This window comes from Catellatospora sp. IY07-71 (assembly GCF_018326265.1).
Classification (GTDB): domain Bacteria; phylum Actinomycetota; class Actinomycetes; order Mycobacteriales; family Micromonosporaceae; genus Catellatospora.
Genome location: NZ_AP023360.1, coordinates 941,555 through 958,408, shown reverse-complemented (window position 1 = coordinate 958,408; position 16,854 = coordinate 941,555). Strand labels below are relative to the sequence as shown.

Genomic DNA, 16,854 nt, shown 5'->3' with positions numbered 1-16,854 from the left:
CAGGCCACTTCGTACAGCGGCATCCGCCACACCGGCGGGTGCCGCTCCCTCGTCTGTAGGCGATCTGTCCGTCAAAGACCTGTGTGGCTTCGGTACGCCGTCGTGGATCATGTGACGTGTCGCACACGTGGGATGATTCCGCAGCGTAGGCGGAGCCTGCGGCGTGCGCCGGCGATCGGGAGGTCATCGTGAGCAGAGCGGACGTGGACCCGGAAGCACGCTTCCTGCCGAGCCCCGAAGCACCGACCCTGAATGAGCACGACGTGCGTGAACTGCGCCCGATGCGGCTGGCCAAGTCGGCCGCGCTGGGCATCGGGGTGGCCGAGCTCGCCGACGAGCTGCGCCGCCTGCCCGCCGCCGAGCTGTCCTGGATCCAGCAGCAGCTGAAGGTACGCACGGGCGCCTCCACCTCCGTGCTCGCCCAGTCCCTGCGCACCAGGCTGGTGCGCGCTCCGGAAGGGCTCGCGGAGCTCATCCTCACCGACGCGCTTCGCTTCGGGGTCGTCAACACGGCTCGGACCTGCTGCTTGACCGAGGAGGAGCTGGCCGCGGTGCTCCGCGCGGACGCGAGCGCGCTGGCCTTCCTCTCCACGCACGACATGCTTCCGCTGCTGCTGGACGCGGGTTCGTTCGGGTACACGCCCGCAGTGCGGGCCGGGGTCTGGTCGGTCATGGTGGCTACGGCGCACGTCGGCGCGGTGGCCGCGCTGGGCTGGCTGGTCGCCGAACCGCCCGCGGGCTGGAGTCCGGACGCGCTGGCAGCGGTACGCGCCACCTGGGCCCGGCTCCGGCAGCGGCATCCGCTGCTGCCCGCACACCCGGAACCGCTCGGCCGCCTGGTGGACGTCGTGACCGAGCTTCAGCACGGCCAGGCTGCCGCTGCGGCGTCCGCGCTGCCGGACGAGATCACGGCCGCGCCGCCGGACGACGGTGTGGACGTGGCGCGCGCGCCCGCGGCCTGGGGCAACGGCATGCACGGGCAGGAGGTGTCGCCCGACGACGTGGGCGATCTCGCGGCGCTGTGCGACGTCGTGACGGACGCACTGGGGGAGATCCGCGCCGACGTCCTGCCGGGCCTGGTGGAGGCCCTCGACGCGGGGCGCCTGCCCACCGAGGGCGACCTGGCCCGGGTCGGCCGGTTCGTCGACAACCTGAACGCCTTCTTCGAGAAGATGGCGGTGGTGACGCAGGAGCCGGCGCCGCAGACGCTCGACGAGGCACGGCTGCGGCTCGACGAGCTGTCCGCGGCGATGGACTCCCTGGGTCACGTGGCTCGGGTCCGACGGCTGATCTCGCTGCGCGCCCCGGAGTACATGGCCGGCGAGGCGCGTCAGGTGGCCGAACTCGCGGCGTCGGTGGACGCGGGCACCGATCCGGCCGTCCTGGCCGGGCTCGACGCCCTGCTGACGGCGATCGAGATCGGCGGCCGCGACCCGCAGCGGGTCACCGAGCTCGCCCGCACCGTGCAGCGGGACCTGCCGGCCGCGTCCCTGCTCATCATGCTGGCGGCGTCCGGCGGCCTCAGCCTGGCCGACGACGCACCCGCGCCGGAGGACACACCCGCGCCGGAGGACGCGGTGGTGCCGGAGGACGTGGCAGTGCCGAATACCGGCGCGGCGGACATCGGCACGCCGCACGTCGCCGGTCCGGCCGGTCCCGGCGTGCAGTCACCCGCCGGAACGCCGACAAAGGTGCCCGCACCACGGCCCGCCGCGGAGACGGCGGCCCTGCCGGCGGCACCGGCGGCACCGGCGGCACCGGCGAGCCTCGAGGAGGTCCTGGCCGGACTCCAGCTGACCGTCCCCGTGCCGGCGGGCGGCCCGGCCGACGAGGTGAGCGCGGTCGACGACGCGGGCGATACGGGAGCCCCGCCCGACGCCGAGTCACTGCACGTGCGGCTCCTCGGCGAAGGGCGGTTCGTGCTGGCCTCCTGGCTGATGGAGGCGCAGGAGGCGCCCCCCGCCGTGGTGGCCGCGCACCGGCTCGCCGCGCACGCCATGGCGATGCGCAGCTCGGCCGGGTCCAACGCGGCGGCGTTCGCGGACACCGCGCGGCAGCTCGACGCCGAGGCGCTCGGCGACCGGCCGGACATGCAGATGCTGGTCTACGCCGCGTCGGTGCGGGCGGGCCTGCTGTCGCCCACGGCGGGCGCCGCCGGACCGCTGCGCGACGTCATCCCCAGCATCAACAAGGCCGGCGCGGCGGTGGAGGAGCTGACCGAGGCGCTGCTCAACGCGATCTACAGCGGCGCCTACCTGACCGCACGCAGCACCGACGCGGTGGCGGAGGCGGCCGGCGCCGAGGCGGAGCATGCGGCGCTGACGGGTGCGGCGCGGGACATGCTGCTCTCGGGGCCGTCCCGGACCATCCGGTACGCGGCCGCGACCGAGCTGTGGCAGCTCTGGATGGCGGCGGGCGGCTTCCTCGGCGGACCCCTCACCATCGTCGCCAGCGGCTCGCGCGGCCTCGACGACCTCGCCGCGGTGCGGGAGCGGGTGCGTGAGCTGAGGTCCAAGTCGGCCCTCGAAGCGGCGCTGGACCAGGATACGCGCCGGTCCTCCTCGGTGAAGCGGCGTCAGCGGATCGAGGCCAAGGCTCGCGGCAAGATCCTTGAATGGACCGCGGACGTCACCGACCTGCTCACCAAGTGGGTGGAGGCGACAGAGAACCTCACCCGTCCCGCCGCGGGCACGTGGATGGCCGACCCGATGGCCGAACTGCGGTCCCGGGTCAACGCCATCCGTGAGCAGGCGCTGGACCAGCTCGCGACGTTCGCGCACAGCGGCCAGCGGGCCAGGGACGCGGCGACCTCGGCGGGCCTCGCGCTGCTCAGCGAGTCGCTGGACCTGCTCGACGGGAAGACCGCCCTGCGCGGCGCCGAACTGGCCGCGGACCGGCTTGTGTACGGCCAGCTGGCGCTGGCGCCGCAGCTGCCCATCGGGCCGTCCCTGGAGCCGCTGCGCCCGGCCACGGTCCACGACATCGCGGCCGCCGTGGACGCGCTGAACGACGGCGAGCCGGGCTGGGTCCGCGCCTTCGAGCAGCGCGCGGAACGGCATGACCAGGTGGGCACGCAGATCCTCATCGACGTGCTGCGGGCGGACGACCCGCAGCTGGCGCAACGGTTGTCGGCCGCGCGGGACCGGGCCGTCGTGGCCTCGGCCGAGCGTCTCGACCAGCTGGCCGGGGGAACCGCCACCCGAATCGACACCGACCGCCGGTACGGCAGGCTGAGCGCCGACGACTGGGCCGACCTCTCCTCGCAGATCCGGGAGTACACCTCGGGGACGCGTGGAACCCGGCGGGACTTCGACGCGATGCTGGCCGACGTCCTCCAGATCGAGGAGGACCGGGCCGGCAAGGCGCGGAAGGCCATCGACTCCGCCCGTGACCAGCTCCGCGACGCCGAGGTGCCCGCGGGCGCGGCCGCCCGGATCGCCAGCCGGATCGACGACGGCGACCTGACCACCGCCAACGAATACCTGGAGACCGTGCGGAGCGGGCGCGAGCTGCCGGGACCGCATGACGACGTGGACCACCTGCGGCTGTTCCACCCGGTCTTCCCCGCGCTCTTCGCGGGCTCCACCGGCAACGCCCCCATCACCGCGATCCTGGCCGAGCTGCGGCGCGCGATCGAGGACGGGCACAATCCCGCCGCCGGGCCGCTGGCCAAGGCGCTGGACGGCGCCGGGATCGACGTGTCCCAGATCCGGGTGAGGGGGGCTGCCAGCAGCATCGGGCAGTGGACGGCGCTGGCGCAGATGAAGTCGCTGGATTCGAAACTGGGCAACGTCAAGCCGGTGCTGGAGCGGCTCGGCTTCGTCGTGGAGGGCGCCAACACGCCCCCGACTGGCCGGCGCGGGCAGGCGTCCGGCCGGTCGTACTGGATGCACCTCACCGGCGTGCGCGCGACCGCGGGCAATGCCCTCATCCCGGCGTTCGGCAGCGCGATCAGCCCCTCGGGGAACACGCTGCGAGTGCTCGCGGTGTGGCGCCTGACCGCCTCCGAGCTGATCGAGCTGCTGCGCGGCGAGCCGACCGACCACTCCGTCCTCGTGCTCTACTTCGGCACCCTGGACGTGAACGCACGCCGGGAACTGGCCACCGAGTTCCGCGGCGGCAGCGGCGGCGGGCGCCGGCTGCCGGTCACCGCCGTGATCGACGAGGCGGCGTTCGCCTACCTGGTCGCCCAGCCGGAGCCCAGCCGCGACACCACCATGGCCATCTCGCTGCCGTTCACCTCCGCCACACCGTTCACCCCCGACGTGGCCGGGCTCGTCCCGCAGGAGATGTTCTACGGGCGGGCGGAGGAGCGCGACAAGGTCGTGGACATGATGGGGTCCTGCATCGTCTACGGCGGACGCCAGCTCGGCAAGTCCGCGCTGCTGCGGGCCGCCGCGCGCGAGTTCGACGACAACGTGTCCCGGCACGCCGTCTACCTCTCCATCTACAAGGTCGGCCAGGCCGTGCCCGCCGACGCGGTGTGGTCGACGCTGTGGCCGAGCCTCGCGGAGAAGGGCATCGTCTCGGGCGAGCCGCCCGCCGGTGAGCTGGCTCTCGCGCTGATCAGCCAGGTGGCCGCGTGGATCGCGGCTCGACCGGGCCGCCAGCTCCTGCTGCTGCTGGACGAGTCGGACTTCTTCCTGGACGCCGATGCGGCGGAGGGCCCGTTCACCAACGTCACCCAGTTCAAGGAGCTGATGGAGAGCACCACGCGGTCGGTGAAGGTGGTCTTCGCCGGCCTGCACCAGACGGCTCGCTTCGAGCGCCTCGTGAACCATCCGCTGGCCCACTTCGGGGATCCGGTCTGCGTCGGCCCGCTCGCCCCGCAGGCGGCCTACGACCTGCTGACCAAGCCGCTGCACGCGCTCGGCTACCGCTTCGGCGACCAGGACCACGCGCCGCGGGTGCTCGCCCTGGCCAACAACCAGCCGGCGCTGATCCAGCTCTTCGGCGCCCAGCTGCTGCGCAACCTGCAGCGGGTTCCGCTGACCGCGGACGCTCCGCCGCAGAACGTCACCGACGGCGACGTCGAGGCGGTATGGGACGACGACAGCCTGCGGACGGCGTTCCGCAAGCGGTTCGACTGGACGCTGAACCTGGACCTGCGGTACAAGGTCATCGCCTACTGCGTGGCTCTGGAGGCGCACGCGAACGGCGCGGGTTTCGCGATGTCGCCGGCCACGCTGCGCACCGAGTGCGAGGCGTGGTGGCCGCAGGGATTCGCCGCGGAGAACGTCCGGTCCGGGGAGTTCCGGGCGCTGCTCGACGAGTGCGTCGACCTCGGCGTGCTGTCGTACGCCAACGGCCGGTACCGCCTGCGTACGCCGAACATCCTCGACCTGCTCGGCTCGCGCGAGGAGGTGGCCGAGTTCCTGCAGCAGGCGAGTTCGATGCCGCTGCCGCAGAGCTTCGACGGGAGCCTGCTGCGCCCGCAGTTCGGCTCCGGCCCCACCCGCAGTCCGCTGACATCCCAGCAGATCGCGGACCTGCTGTCGCCGCGGAGCCAGGTCCGGGTGATCGCCGGATCGGCGGCGCTGACCGTGGAGCGCTGCATCCGGGCGATGCGTGACGAGCATCAGAACGCGATCACCGGGGTCCGGCGCAGCCAGCTGCGCGAGGCCACGCCGACGAACATCGCGCACGAGTGCCAGCAGGCCACCATGCTCGCCGCCGGCGGGCACGCCGTCGTGGTCGTCGATCTGAAGACGGCGACCCTGCAGGTGGCCCGGACCACCTGGCGTACCGCCCGGGAGCTCATCGCCGCGCACTCCGGCGGGACGCTGGGCATCGTTCTGGTGACCACCCCCAGGCAGGCCGCGTTGTGGCCCACCGTCGCCGACGAGTCCGACGCCTCGTCCGGCCTCACCGGGCTGCGCCGCTACGAAGAGACCGACCTGCGGCTGTGGCTCACCGAGACCCCCCTGCCGTTCCAGGACGACGCCTCCCGCAACGAGCTGCTCACCACGACCGGCGGCTGGCCGATGAACGTGAACAAGGTCGCCGAGGATCTGTCCCGCGACCAGGACGGCGACGCCCGGGTCGACCCGCTCGGCGGTCTGCGGCTGCACCTGTCGGATCCGGCGCGCGCCGACGACCTCGTCGCCGCGTCCGGTGCGCGCGCCGACGAGGTGCTGCACGAGGCCTGGCGCTTCCTGGTGCGCGAGCTGGCCGGCGATCAGGCTGATCCGCAGGAGATCGCCGACTACCTCTGGCTGCACGCGGAGTCGGAGGACTCGGCGGCGGCAGTGCTGCGCCAATCCGGACTGGAGGCGCTCGGCTACCGCGGTCTGGGTGACGTGGTGGACGTCCTGCGTACGCTCGGGCTGCTCGTCGCCAGCGCCGAGGACGGGCTCCTGCTCGTCGAGCCGGTGATGGCGGCGGCGACGCGGACGGCCGCGAGGTGAGCCGGTCCGCTCACCGCCTGCTGGCCGCGCTGACCGAGGACGCGGCGGGCCGGGTGCTGGCCACGGCGGCCTACGCGGGGCGCGACGTCGACCGGACCCGGTTCGTCGCGGCGAACCGGGCGGACCTGCTGCTGGTGATCGCCCGGGTCGAGTCGATGCGCGCCGAGCTCGCGGAGCGGTATGCGGCCGACCTGGCGTCCGGCCATGCGCTGCTGCGGGACCTCACCGGGCCCGATCCGGTGGTGGCGGAGCAGGCGGCGGTGCGGCTCGCCGATCCCCGGGCGCTCGTGCCGGCGCAGGTGCGACCGGACCCGAAACCCGCGCCGACCGCCGAGGAGCGCCGGGCGGAGCGGGCCGCGCGCAACCTCGCGGAGGTGAAGGCCGGGCGTGACCTGTACCGGGGACGCCTGGAGTGGGCGACGCGGGAACGTGACGCGGCCCGGCAGGAGCTGGAGGCCGCGCTCACCGACCGCGACGAGGCGCTCGCGGTCGTCGAGTCCCTGCGCGCGGAGCTGGAGGTGGCCCGCCGCCGCAGCGGTGATCTGCTGCACGCGGCGGACCTGCTGGCGCGTGCCGCGCGGCCCGCGCCGCCGGACGGCGACCCGCGCGAGCGGGAACTGCGGGTCGACGGCGGCGCGGCGGAGGTGACCTCCCGGCTGGCCGGGGCGCTGGCGACGGCGGGTGTCGACCTCGGCGCCTTCCTCGCGGTGCTCGACGCGATGCGGGCCCCGGCGCCGCCGCCTCCGGCGCGGACCCGGCGCAGGGACATCTCGCTGGTCCCGCTGGGCGGGGGCACCGACATCGGCGGGTCGTGCATGCTCGTGGAGGTCGGCGACGTACGCATCCTCGTCGACGCCGGGCTCCGCTCGCGCCAGCTGCTGAGCGAGGTGGGGCCGCCCGAGATCGCCGTCGCGCGGGCCGGCCGGATCGACGCGGTGGTGGTGACCCACGCGCACAACGACCACGCCGGCTACGTACCGGCGCTGCTGGCCGACTACCCGGCGCTGCCCGTCATCTGCACGCCGGACACCGCGGCGCTGCTGCCCATGATGTGGGCCGACTCGGTGAAGGTGTTCGAGCGGGCCCGGCGGGCGGAGCCGTCCGACGGCGCGGCGGCCGCGCTGCCATACGGCCATATCGAGGCGGGCGCGGCCCGGCGCGGCATCCGGACCGCGGAGTTCGGCACCGAGGTGGAGGTGCACGACGGGGTGACCGTGGAGCTGTTCCCCGCGGGGCACATCCTGGGCGCCGCGGGGGTGGTGGTCCGCGCGGGGAGCAGCCGGGTGGTGGTCACCGGCGACGTCTCCGACCAGGCCCAGGCGACGGTGCCTGGGCTCGTGCTGGCGGATTCCGCCCGCGGAGCCGACCTGCTGGTCATCGAGTCGACCCACTGCCGGCCAGGCGGCTCGCCCCGTGCCTTCGAGGTGGCGAACTTCCTCGCGACGGTGGCGGAGACGGTGGCGGCGGGCGGACGCGTGCTGGTGCCCGCGTTCGCGCTGGGGCGGGCCCAGGAGGTGGCGCTGACCCTGCGGCGGAACCTGCCGGACGTGCCGGTGCTCGTCGACGGGATGGCCCGGCAGATCGCCCGCATTTACGAGCAGCAGAGCGAGGGCGGCGACAGCCCGCTGCGCATCTTCGGCGGCCAGGTGCGTGAGGTCCTGCCCGATCGCCGCCGGGAGCTGATGGCGTCCTTCCGGCGCGGCGTCGTGATCACCACCTCCGGGATGCTGACGGCCGGTCCGGCCGTGCAGTGGGCCCGGTCGATCCTGCCCGACCCGGCCGCCGCGCTGCTGCTCGCCGGCTACCAGGACGAGGAGTCGCCCGGGGCGGCGCTGCTCGCGCTGGCGGACGGCGACGAGACCCGGTTCCTGCTGGACACCGAGACGATCGAGGTCAAGGCCCGGATCGCCAGGTTCGGGCTGTCCGCCCACGCCGACCGCAAGGGGCTGGTCTCGATCGTCAACAGCGCCGCCGCGGCCGAGGTGATGCTGGTGCACGGGCTGCCGGGACCGCAGCGCGAGTTCGCCGACCATCTGGGCCGGCTGAACAAGCGGGTCGTGCCGACCCGGCGGTGGCAGTCGTGACCCCGCCGGGCCGGCCGCGCGGAACACGCCGTGACGGTCAGGACTCGCCGGTGACCAGGTAGATGACGTGCCGGCCGGCGTTCACGGCGTGGTCGGCGTAACGCTCGTAGAAGCGGGCCAGCAGCGCGGTGTCGACGGCGGACTCGACGCCGTGCGTCCAGCTCTGGTCGAGCAGCTTGGCGAAGAGGGCCTTCTCCAGCTCGTCCATCGCGTCGTCGTCGCGTTCGAGCTCGGCGGCGCGCTCGATGTCACGGGACGCGAGCACCAGGGTGATCTTGCCGGCGATGCGGTCGGCCACGTTGGCCATCTGACCGAAGATCGAGGTCAGCTCCGCGGGCACGGCGACCGCGGGGTGGCGGCGCAGGGCGGACTTGGCGACGTGCTCGGCGAGGTCGCCCATGCGCTCCAGGTCGGTGCCGATGTGCAGGGAGGTGATCACCATGCGCAGGTCGGAGGCGACGGGGGCCTGCTGGGCGAGCAGCCGCAGGACCTTGTCCTCGACGGAGCGGAAGAGGGCGTTGATCTCCTCGTCGCGGGCGATGACCCGCTCGGCTCCCTCCTTGTCGGCGCTGAGCAGGGCGGTCGTGGCCGCGCTCATCGCGGTGCGGACCGCCTCTGCCATGGAGACCAGCAGGCGGCCGACCTCGAGCAGGTCGGCACGGAACTCCTCGCGCATTGATCACTTCCTGAGAACGGTGGAGGGGGTCGCCGACCACGGTAGGCGGCGTGGGCGGCCGTAAGGTGAACATCGGTGAACGCGAGCAGGCGCGACGGTGAACACTGTGCAACCAATGCCGGTTTTAGCAGCGTTATACCTGAATTGTGGCGGAACGTTGGGGGAGCGGGCTGACCTACGATCGCATCGTGAACCCACTGGCAGCGCCACCCAGCGGCGGCACGATCATGCTGGCCGTCGCCGTGGGCGTCGTGCTGGGCCTGATCGCGGGCCTGCTCTACGCCCGCTGGCGCGCCCACCGGCAGGCCGCGACCGCGGTCAACGCGCTCGGCCCGTCGGGTCTCGGGGCGCCCCTGTCCAACGACCCGCTGGCGGGGCTGGGCCGCAAGAGCCTGGACGCGCTGCGCGTCGGGGTGGTGCTGCTCGACGGCGGTGACCAGGTGGTGCTGGCCAACCGCGCGGCTCGCGCGATGGGCATGCTGCGCGCGAGCGGCGTGCCCGGCGCGATCAGCGCTCATCCGATTCTGCGTACCCTGGCGGGCCAGGTCCGCCACACGGGCGTGCCGCGCGAGGTGGAGCTGGACCTGCCGCGGGGTCGCGAGCTGGCCGACTCCCCGCTGGGGGTGCACCTGCGCGCGGTGGCGGTGGGCGGCGGCCTGGTGGCGATCGAGGCCGTCGACGTGACCGACGCGCACCGCGTGGAGCGGGTGCGGCGTGACTTCGTGGCCAACGTCAGCCACGAGCTGAAGACGCCCATCGGCGCGCTGCAGCTGCTGGCCGAGGCGCTGCTGGACGCGACCGAACCGGCGAGCGAGCAGCCCGACCCGGAGGCCGCGGCGGCCCAGGCCGCCGAGGACGTGGCGGCCAGCCGCCGGTTCGCCGAGCGGATCCAGCGGGAGAGCACCCGGCTGGGCCGGCTCGTCTCGGAGCTGCTGGAGCTGTCCCGGCTGCAGGGCGCCGAGCGCCTGCCCGACCCGGAGCCGGTCTCGGTGGACGCGGTGATCGCCGAGGCGCTGGACCGGGCCCGCACGAACGCGGCCGCCAAGCACATCGAGCTGGTCACCGTGGGCACCCGCGGGTTGACCGTGTACGGCAACGACAACCAGTTCGCGACGGCGCTGGGCAACCTGGTGGAGAACGCGGTGGCCTACTCCCACGAGCAGTCGGCCGTGGTGGTCAGCGCGCTGGCCGAGGGTGACCGGGTCGACATCAGCGTGTCCGACCAGGGCATCGGCATCGGCCCCGGCGACCTGGACCGGGTCTTCGAGCGCTTCTACCGGGCCGACCAGGCGCGCTCGCGCTCCACCGGCGGCACCGGGCTGGGCCTGGCCATCGTCAAGCACATCGCGACCAACCACGGGGGACGGGTCGACGTGCGCAGCCGCCTCGGCGGTGGCTCGACGTTCACCCTACGGCTACCCGCCCGACCCCCGGAGGCGATGCTTCCGCTACCCGCCTCCTTTGAGATCGATGCGTCGCCGTCCCCCGGCGTGCCCGCTCCGAACCTCGCGACACCGGCCGTGGACCCCACGGCGGCGGCCGCGAACCCCGCACGACCGGCCCAGACCGGCTGACTGGCAACTGCGAAAGGTGGGCCTGATGTCCCGCGTACTGGTGGTCGAGGACGAGGAGTCGTTCTCGGACGCGCTGTCGTACATGCTGCGCAAGGAAGGCTTCGAGGTCTCCGTCGCGGCGACCGGCACCGCCGCGCTCACCGAGTTCGACCGCACGGGCGCCGACATCGTGCTGCTGGACCTCATGCTGCCGGAGATGTCCGGCACCGAGGTGTGCCGGCAGCTGCGGCAGCGCTCGCACGTGCCGATCATCATGGTCACCGCGCGGGACAGCGAGATCGACAAGGTGGTCGGGCTGGAGATCGGCGCGGACGACTACGTGACCAAGCCGTACTCCCCGCGGGAGCTGGTCGCCCGGATCCGCGCGGTGCTGCGCCGCCAGACCACCGACGTGGTGGAGGTGGCCGGCGGCACGCTCGCGGCCGGGCCGGTGCGCATGGACGTGGAGCGGCACGTGGTGACCGTGGACGGCGCCCCGGTGCAGCTGCCGCTGAAGGAGTTCGAGCTGCTGGAGCTGCTGCTGCGCAACGCGGGCCGGGTGCTGACCCGCGGCCAGCTGATCGACCGGGTGTGGGGCGCGGACTACGTCGGCGACACCAAGACGCTGGACGTGCACGTGAAGCGGCTGCGTTCGAAGATCGAGCCGGAGCCGTCCACCCCGCGTTACCTGGTCACGGTGCGCGGCCTGGGCTACAAGTTCGAGCCGTGACCGGTCAGTACAGCTCGCGCAGCGCCTGGGCGATCTCCTCGATCTCCCGCAGCTCGCCCGTGCACACCGCGATGACCAGGTCGTACGCGACGTCCTGGTCGAGCGCGGCGAGCCGGCGGCGGCTGACCGCGCCGTTGACGGTGAGGAAGGCGGTGGCCGTGATCCAGCCGATGCGCTTGTTGCCGTCCACGAACGGATGGTTGCGGGTCAGCGACTGGAGCAGCGCCGCCGCCTTGGTCCACAGGTCCGGGTACAGCTCCGTGCCGAAGGCGGTGCTGCGCGGGCGGGCCACCGCCGACTCGACCAGGCCCGGATCGCGGACGGCGACCCCGAGCCGCCCGGCGATCGCCAGCACGTCCGCGTACGTCGGGACGTAGACCTCGCTCACTGCGCCAGCCGGGCCAGCAGCTCGGCGTGCGCGGCCACGATCTCGTCGACGGCCGCGGCGAAGCCCTCCGGGCCGGGCTCGCCGGGCAGGTCGTCCAGCGCGGCGAGGCGCTCCTCGTCGTGCACGTCCGGCAGCGCCGGGGCCCGGCGCACCTGCTCCTCGCTCACGCTGACTCCTCGCTCACGCTGGCTCTGCTCAGGCCCGCTCGGCGCGGGATGATTCGAGGTTATCCCGCGGGGCAAGCAGCTTCAGCGGGGTGCGTTCGCGGGCGGCGACGGTGGCCGGGTGCTCGGCGACCAGGCCGCGCTTCTCCCGCTCGGCGCACAGCTCGGCGAGCCTCGCGTACGCCTGCTCGCCGATCAGCGCGGTCAGCTCCGGGGCGTAGCTGACGTACATCGCCTCCGCGCCGGTGTGCGCGTCCGGCGACGAGGTGCACCACCAGTGCAGGTCGTGGCCGCCCGCGCCCCAGCCGCGCCGGTCGAACTCGCCGATCGCGGAGACCAGCACCTTGGTGTCGTCCGGGCGCTTGGTCCACTGCTGGTCCCGCCGGATCGGCAGCTGCCAGCACACGTCGGGCTTGTACTCCAGCGGGTGCTTGCCGTCGCGCAGGGCCTGGGCGTGCAGCGCGCAGCCGCCTCCACCCGGGAAGCCCGCGTCGTTGAGGAACACGCACGGGCCCTCCTCGCCGTCGGGGCCCTTCTGCGTGGCGGTGCGCCGGGCGGGCTTCTCGTCGTGCAGCTCGTCCAGCTCGGTCCATTTGTCGAAGCCGCGTACGTGGTGCTGCCAGCCGGCCTTGTCCAGCCGCTTGACCGCGGCCTTGACCCGCTTGACGTCGTCGGCGTCGGTGAAGAACGCGCCGTGCGAGCAGCATCCCTCCTGCTCCCGGCCCGCGATGATGCCCCGGCAGGCGCTGCCGAACACACAGGTCCAGCGGGACAGCAGCCAGGTCAGGTCGGCCCGGATCAGATGGTTCGGATCCGCCGGGTCGGCGAACTCCAGCCACTCCCGCGGGAAGTCCAGCGAAGTCTCTCCCTCGTGCTCCACGAGTCCCAGCCTACGGCGGTGGCGGGCACCGATAAGTTAGGCGCATGCGGCTCGGTGTCCTCGATGTCGGATCCAATACAGTCCACCTCCTCGTGGTGGACGCGCACCGCGGTGCGCACCCCTGGCCCGCCCGCTCGCTCAAGGAGCGGCTGCGCCTGGCCGAGCAGCTCGGCGAGGCCGGGGAGCTGACCATCGCCGGGGCGGACGCGCTGGTGAAGGCGTGCGCGCAGGCCAAGGCCGCGGCCGAGGAGCTGGGTGCGGAGGAGCTGATGGCGTTCGCGACCTCGGCGGTCCGCGACGCGACCAACTCGGCCCAGGTGCTGCGCCGGGTGTACGAGGAGACGGGCGTCGACCTGAAGGTGCTCTCCGGCGAGGACGAGGCCCGGATGACCTTCCTCGCGGTGCGCCGCTGGTTCGGCTGGTCGGCGGGGCGGCTGATGGTGCTGGACATCGGCGGCGGCTCGCTGGAGCTGGCCGCGGGCATCGACGAGTCGCCGACGGCGGCGGTGTCGCTGCCGCTGGGCGCCGGGCGGCTGACCCGGCGCTGGCTGACCGCGGACCCGCCCGGCGCCGCCGAGCTGGCCGCGCTGGAGTCCTACGTGGACGAGCAGCTGATGCACCGCGAGCTGGACGAGCTGAAGGGGTGCGAGTTCGCGGCGGCGACCTCGAAGACGTTCCGCTCGCTGGCCCGGCTGGCCGGTGCCGCGCCCAGCGGCGACGGGCTGTGGGCGCCGCGCGCGCTCACCCGCCGCGGGCTGCACCAGGTGCGCGGGTTCATCCAGCGCATACCGTCGGCGGCGCTGGCCGAACTGGACGGAGTGAGCGCGAGCCGGTCCCACCAGCTGCTCGCCGGCGCGGTTGTGGCGGAGGCCGCAATGCGGCGATTGGGGGTCGACGAGCTGCGGATCTGCCCGTGGGCATTGCGGGAAGGTGTCATCCTCACCCGCCTGGATCAGCTGACTACGGGCTGACCGGGGCTACCCTGGAACGCGTGTCCGTGCCGGTGCTTCTTTCCAGTTCGTCCGTGTTCCCCGAGCCCACCGCCGCAGCCTTCGAGCTGGCGGCGTCGCTGGGCTACGACGGTGTCGAGGTCATGGTGTGGACCGACGCGGTCAGCCAGGACGCGGGCGCGCTGCGCGGGCTGTCCCGCCACTACGGCGTCCCGGTGCTGTCGATCCACGCGCCGTGCCTGCTGGTCACCCAGCGGGTCTGGAGCCCGGATCCGAAGGAGCGGCTGCGCCGCGCGGTGATCCTGGCCGACACGCTGAGCGCCCCGACCGTGGTGGTGCACCCGCCGTTCAGCTGGCAGCGCGACTACGCGCGCGGCTTCACCGACACCGTCTCGAAGCTGGCGCACCGGCACACCGGGGTGCGCATCGCGGTGGAGAACATGTATCCGGTGCGCATGGGCAAGCGCCAGGTGGTGCCCTACCACCCGGGCTGGGACCCGACCGAGACCGGCTACGACTCCTACACGCTGGACCTGTCGCACTGCGCGGCCTCGCGCTCCGACGCGATGGAGATGGCCGACGCGATGGGCGAGGGCCTGGCCCACATCCACCTCGGCGACGGCACCGGCGAGGGCCGGGACGAGCACCTGGTGCCCGGCCGGGGCACCCAGCCGTGCGCCCGGCTGCTGGAGTCGCTGGCCGAGCGCGGGTTCACCGGCTCGGTGGCGATGGAGGTGGCCACCCGCAAGGCGGGCAGTCGGGCCGCTCGCGAGGCCGACCTCGCCGAGGCGCTGGAGTTCGCGCGGACCCACCTGTCCGCGCCGAGCGCGGCCCGCGCCTGACCGGCGCTCCGTTACGAGCGAAGCCCCCGCCCAGGTGGGCGGGAGCTTCGGTCAGGAAAGGGAGTGCGGTCAGCCGACCGGGGTCAGGCTGGCCTGCTGGGGGACCTCGGGCTTGAGCCGGGCCGCGGCGGGACCGTGCTCGGAGATGGCGGCCTTCTTGCGGGCGCGGTGTGCCGCCACGTGGGAACGGGTGGCGCACCGCTCCGAGCAGAAGCGACGGCAGTTGTTCGACGAGGTGTCCAGGTAGACGTTGCCGCAGCGGTCGTCGGCGCAGACGCCGAACCGGGCGCTGCCGTACTCGCACAGCCACACCGACAGGCCCCAGACGGCGCCGGCCAGGTACTCGGCGCTGACCGCCGAGCCCCGGCTGGTGACGTGGATGTGCCAGTTCCCCGACTCGTGGCCGGAGATGCGGGGGTGCACCGGATGTGCTTCGAGCAGCGAGTTGAGCTCGTTGACGGCCTCACGCTCGCGGCCGTTCGCGCCGTGCTCGAACACCTCGCGCAGCCGCCGCTGGGCCTTGCGGAACACCTGCAGGTCGCGTTCGGTGGCGTCCTCGCACATCCAGTCCGGCCCCGGCAGGACAGCGCGGAGCTGGCTCAGGTCGTCCAGCGGCGCGTTGACAAGATCAACAGCCGTTCGGGCGTACGCATCGAAGTTCACCCGACAAAGGTAGTGCAACTATGGCGTGCGTGGGGTGTCAACATAGTGGGGGATGAAGCGCGCGTGACCGTCCGTGATGAGCTTGGTGCTCTCGCGTAGCCCCAGGCCCGCCGCCTCGCCGTCGATGATCCAGGACCCGAGGACCACGTGGTTGCCGTCAAACGACGGCAGGGCACGGAATTCCTGGAAGCAGTGCCCGCCCTCGCCGTAGATACCGTCGGTGAACTGCTCGCCCTGCGCAGTGACGATCCGCACATTGGCGCCCTCGCGGCCGAGCAGCGCCTTGGCCACGTACTCGGTCATGTCCCGGGGGCCGTCCAGGTATGCCGGCAGCAGCAGCTCGTGGCCGGGGTAGAGCTCCCAGAGCACGGCCAGCAGGGCCTTGTTCGACAGCAGCAGCTTCCAGGCGGGCTCGATCCAGGTGGTCGGGGTGCCCGGATCCAGGGCGAGCCGCCCGTACGGCTCGGCGACCATCCACTCCCAGGGATACAGCTTGAAGATCGTGTTGATCGGGTCGCCCGCGCTGTCGCGGAAGCGGCGCCCGTCCCACGCGATGTCGAGCATCGGGGTGACCCGCACGTCGAGGCCGGCCTGGTGCGCCGTGTCGGCCAGGTAGCCGACGGTCATCAGGTCCTCGAACGTCTCCTCCAGGTTCGACCAGGCGAAGTGCACCGGGCCGTCGGCGAACCGCGGCGCGAGCCCGCGCCAGCCCTCGATCAGCCGCTCGTGCAGGCTGTTCCACTGGTCCAGGCCCGGCCGGGTGTCGGTGAGCCAGAACCACTGGATGATCGACGCCTCGATCAGCGAGGTGGGGGTGTCGGCGTTGTACTCCAGCATCTTGGGCGGGCCGCTGCCGTCGTACCAGAGATCGAACCGGCCGTAGAGGGTCGGCGGCTGCTCCCGCCACACCCGGCTCACCTCGGCCCGCGCCCACTCCGGGATGCCGAACTCGGCGAACCGTCCCCGCTCCACCACGTGCGCGGCCGCGGCCAGGCACATCCGGTGCAGCTCCTCGGTCGCCTCCTCCAGCCGCAGCACCTCGTCCAGCGTGAACGAGTAGCAGGCCGACTCGTCCCAGTACGGCGTGGTCGCGCCGTCGTCGAGCTTGGTGTCGGAGTAGAGCATGCCCTGAGCCCGGACCGTCTCGCGCCAGTCCGGGCGGGGTTCGATCTGATGACGCCGCACCTGTGCTCAGCCTCCGCAGGAGGCCAGGTGCGTGCCGAAGCCGCCCGAGGCGGGCAGCGGCTCGGCGGAGGTCGGCGGCTCGGCCAGGCGGATGCCGGAGTTGCCGGCGGCGAACACGGTCTGGCGCGGCGCGGGCTGGCTGTCGCAGTCGTCGTCATCGTCCATGGCACAGGCGAGGGCGGCGACCAGCACGACCACGCCGCCGATGATCACGGCGGGGGAGCGGAGCGGGTTCTTGTCGGTCACGTGGAATGTTGTAGCCGACGCGGACAACTACCGGACAGTCGAGACATCGAACAGTGCTCTTGTATACAAGAACCGGTGTCCCCGGA

12 protein-coding genes and 1 pseudogene are annotated in these 16,854 nt (G+C 73.1%); 6 read left to right on the top strand and 7 right to left on the bottom strand.

Annotation, left to right across the window (positions count from 1 at the left end):
• Positions 1–188 precede the first annotated feature (188 nt).
• Both CS0771_RS04395 and CS0771_RS04390 read left to right on the top strand, forming a co-directional pair.
• Positions 189–6,407: a hypothetical protein gene (locus CS0771_RS04395; protein ID WP_212839881.1), complete on the top strand. Its 6,219-nt coding sequence runs from the start codon at positions 189–191 to the stop codon at positions 6,405–6,407.
• Entirely contained in the window at positions 6,404–8,491 is a 2,088-nt protein-coding gene (locus CS0771_RS04390; protein ID WP_212839880.1) for an MBL fold metallo-hydrolase, read from the top strand. Before CS0771_RS04395 ends, CS0771_RS04390 begins: the two co-directional genes overlap by 4 nt.
• Positions 8,492–8,528: 37 nt before the next feature.
• Here the strand turns inward: CS0771_RS04390 and phoU are convergent, their stop codons facing one another.
• On the bottom strand, positions 8,529–9,167 hold the full coding sequence (gene phoU, locus CS0771_RS04385; RefSeq protein ID WP_212839879.1) for a phosphate signaling complex protein PhoU: 639 nt from the start codon (positions 9,165–9,167) through the stop codon (positions 8,529–8,531).
• 224 nt (positions 9,168–9,391) lie between these two features.
• On the opposite strand from phoU, the pseudogene CS0771_RS04380 reads away from it, so the two are divergent.
• Both CS0771_RS04380 and CS0771_RS04375 read left to right on the top strand, forming a co-directional pair.
• Positions 9,392–10,651, top strand: a pseudogene (locus CS0771_RS04380) (sensor histidine kinase); the annotation flags it as partial.
• 115 nt (positions 10,652–10,766) lie between these two features.
• Positions 10,767–11,450 (top strand): response regulator transcription factor, encoded by a 684-nt coding sequence (locus tag CS0771_RS04375; RefSeq protein ID WP_120317276.1) that lies wholly within the window; start codon positions 10,767–10,769, stop codon positions 11,448–11,450.
• Between the two features lie 4 nt (positions 11,451–11,454).
• On the opposite strand, the gene CS0771_RS04370 is transcribed toward CS0771_RS04375, so the two are convergent.
• Genes CS0771_RS04370 through CS0771_RS04360 form a run of 3 tightly spaced genes read right to left on the bottom strand, consistent with a single transcriptional unit; the run spans position 11,455 to position 12,891 of the window.
• A complete protein-coding gene (locus tag CS0771_RS04370; protein WP_212839878.1) occupies positions 11,455–11,838 on the bottom strand; it encodes a type II toxin-antitoxin system death-on-curing family toxin in 384 nt (127 codons plus the stop codon).
• Positions 11,835–12,005, bottom strand: a complete 171-nt coding sequence (locus tag CS0771_RS04365; protein ID WP_212839877.1) for a hypothetical protein — start codon at positions 12,003–12,005, stop codon at positions 11,835–11,837. The genes CS0771_RS04370 and CS0771_RS04365 overlap by 4 nt, the downstream gene beginning before the upstream one ends.
• Positions 12,006–12,033: 28 nt before the next feature.
• On the bottom strand, positions 12,034–12,891 hold the full coding sequence (locus CS0771_RS04360) for a hypothetical protein (RefSeq protein ID WP_371821547.1): 858 nt from the start codon (positions 12,889–12,891) through the stop codon (positions 12,034–12,036).
• A 35-nt stretch (positions 12,892–12,926) separates the two neighbouring features.
• Here CS0771_RS04360 and CS0771_RS04355 point away from each other — a divergent pair, with 35 nt between their 5' ends.
• Both CS0771_RS04355 and CS0771_RS04350 read left to right on the top strand, forming a co-directional pair.
• On the top strand, positions 12,927–13,853 hold the full coding sequence (locus tag CS0771_RS04355; protein ID WP_212839876.1) for a Ppx/GppA phosphatase family protein: 927 nt from the start codon (positions 12,927–12,929) through the stop codon (positions 13,851–13,853).
• Between the two features lie 20 nt (positions 13,854–13,873).
• Positions 13,874–14,674 (top strand): sugar phosphate isomerase/epimerase, encoded by an 801-nt coding sequence (locus CS0771_RS04350; RefSeq protein ID WP_244870595.1) that lies wholly within the window; start codon positions 13,874–13,876, stop codon positions 14,672–14,674.
• 69 nt (positions 14,675–14,743) lie between these two features.
• Here the strand turns inward: CS0771_RS04350 and CS0771_RS04345 are convergent, their stop codons facing one another.
• The 3 genes from CS0771_RS04345 to CS0771_RS04335 are packed head-to-tail and all read right to left on the bottom strand — an operon-like array spanning position 14,744 to position 16,768.
• A complete protein-coding gene (locus CS0771_RS04345) occupies positions 14,744–15,337 on the bottom strand; it encodes a CGNR zinc finger domain-containing protein (RefSeq protein ID WP_203741950.1) in 594 nt (197 codons plus the stop codon).
• 18 nt (positions 15,338–15,355) lie between these two features.
• Complete coding sequence (locus CS0771_RS04340) at positions 15,356–16,522, bottom strand: glutathionylspermidine synthase family protein (RefSeq protein WP_212839875.1); 1,167 nt, start codon at positions 16,520–16,522, stop codon at positions 15,356–15,358.
• Positions 16,523–16,528: 6 nt separating this feature from the next.
• On the bottom strand, positions 16,529–16,768 hold the full coding sequence (locus tag CS0771_RS04335; RefSeq protein ID WP_212839874.1) for a hypothetical protein: 240 nt from the start codon (positions 16,766–16,768) through the stop codon (positions 16,529–16,531).
• Positions 16,769–16,854 lie beyond the last annotated feature (86 nt).